We start from the raw sequence: 2,298 nt of genomic DNA, 5'->3' as shown, positions 1-2,298 counted from the left end.
CTTAGAAGAAACCTATAATTCTCCCGCTATACCTACAATAGTGTATGGAGTCGCTTACGATGAAACTAATGTCTATTTCAGCGTGATAAATACTGGTGGTAATTTTGGATCAGGATCAGACAGCTTTAATATTTTTATAGATACCGATCCTGATGGAGACCTTAATGGAAGTAACGTAGGATCGCAATATGCAAACGTAACGCCCACATTACCTTTTAATGCAGATTACGGTATAAGAGTTGAAGAAAGTTATAGTGAGCTGCGTGGTTGGACAGGAACAGATTGGAATAATTATACTTCTCCAGCAACTACTACGGTAGTAACAGGATCTAATCATAGACAGTTTACAATAGCCAAAGCAGATCTAGGCAATCCAGATATGATACGTTTTACCATGTGGATGGGATTTAATGGTGGTCTTTTTGCTGCTGTACCAGCAGATGTAGGTTCTGGTGGAACTCCTAGTTTTACTGAATACTTTGGGTCTGTAGATATTAATCGTGCTGGTTCTAATCCATTAAAGGTGACTAATGATAATACCCTAGTGCTTAATAATGCAGCAGTTACTAGTGGTGCTGTTACTAGTGGTACTTATCATAGATTACAAATATCGGGTAGCTGCACGGCGAGTGGTGATATCACTATTGCAGCTGGTGGTAACCTGGTCATAGATGATGGAGCTACTCTAGATATGGGAGCTCATAATTTGACTTTTGAGAATTGGGCAGGAATCGAGTCGCTAGCAACTACGGGCGCTACTATTACTGGTACTGGAGTGCTCACTACGACTAATACTGGTATTTCCAAAGCAAATGACAGTAGTTCACCGGCTATGCTTACCATTGATATGCCTATGCAGGCCAGCGATAGTTTTTACACACCTGGTTTCTCCTTAAGCAGTAGTTTAAGTGCTCCTGTTAATGCGTTGAATTTTCACAACAGCTCCATAGAATTATTATCCACCGCTCAGTCTAGCGGTGTAATAGGGACACTGACTGCTGGTAGTGATTTTTCTAATGCTACCGTCGCAGCTCATAAATATATTCCTAAACGGAGCGATGATAATATGGCCTTTAGATTCCTAGCCAGTCCAGTAAATGGACCAACCATTTTTGAATCCATACAAGCAAATGGTGGTAATATTACTGGTGAAGGTACTCAGGTAACTGGTGGTACTATAGCAAATGGTTTTGATCAGTCTGGTACAAATAATCCTAGCATGTTTACTTATAATAATCCTGGAGAGGTATGGGAAGCGGTGGCTAATACTAATGCGACTAACTTTGAAGTAGGTAAGCCGTTTAGAACCTTTATTAGAGGAGACCGCTCTGTTAGCCTTACCCAAGCTAACCAGCCAGCAACTAATACCACACTGTCTGCCACAGGTACTATTGTACAAGGAGACATAACTTATGATGCAGCATCTACAGTAAATCCATTGAACGATGTTGCTAGTGCTTATAATATGATCGCAAACCCATTTCCTTCCTATACAGACATGTCTCAAGTACTGGATCAGAGTACAGATGTGAATCCTAATTTTTACTACATCTGGGATCCTACGGTAAACACTCGTGGATCTTACGTGACGGTGTCATTAAGTACGTCAAGTCCCGGAATTAATGGAACTAATAATGTAGTCTCTAGTGATGCAGATCAGTTTTTAGAACCATGGCAATCCTGTTTTATAATTAATGATGATTCAGCAACAGATGTTTCTGTGGTATTTAAAGAAGCTCATAAAACCACTGAGACCTCAGCAAGCACTACTTTTAATACGCCTGCTGCTTTAAATAGGATAGCACTTACTTTGTATAATGATCAAAACATCGCACTAGACGGTATGTTAGTAGATTATGACCCTACTTTTTCAAATACTATAGACGCTCTAGATGCCCTTAAAATAGGGAACTTAGATGAGAATTTAGGCGCACAAGTTGCGGGAAATACCTACAGTATATTACGTAATGAAATGCCACAAGATGCTGAGGTCTTGAACCTTCATTTGAATAATTATAGAGGTGTAAATTATAATTTAAGCATGCAGCGTGATGGGCTGGCCGTATATGACATCACGCTAGTAGATACTTATTTAAATGTTCAACATGATTTAAACACAGCAGATTATAGTTTTTCTGTAGACAGTTCCATAGCCGGCAGTTTAGCCTCAGATCGTTTTTACCTCTTGTTTAATAATGTATCGTTAAGTAGTGATGATTCCGCTTTCGCGAAAGCGATTTCATTATACCCTAATCCAGTACTAAATGGACAGTTGTTCATAAAAAACACTACGAGTAA

The 2,298-nt window shown here is 39.4% G+C and carries 1 pseudogene; it reads left to right on the top strand.

Annotation, left to right across the window (positions count from 1 at the left end):
• Positions 1-2,298: pseudogene (locus ACTF48_RS10960) on the top strand (hypothetical protein); the annotation flags it as partial.

This window comes from Nonlabens sp., from assembly GCF_965660805.1.
Lineage (GTDB): Bacteria > Bacteroidota > Bacteroidia > Flavobacteriales > Flavobacteriaceae > Nonlabens.
The sequence above is the reverse complement of the archived record's forward strand: the minus strand, read 5'-3'. Positions and strand labels throughout refer to the sequence as shown.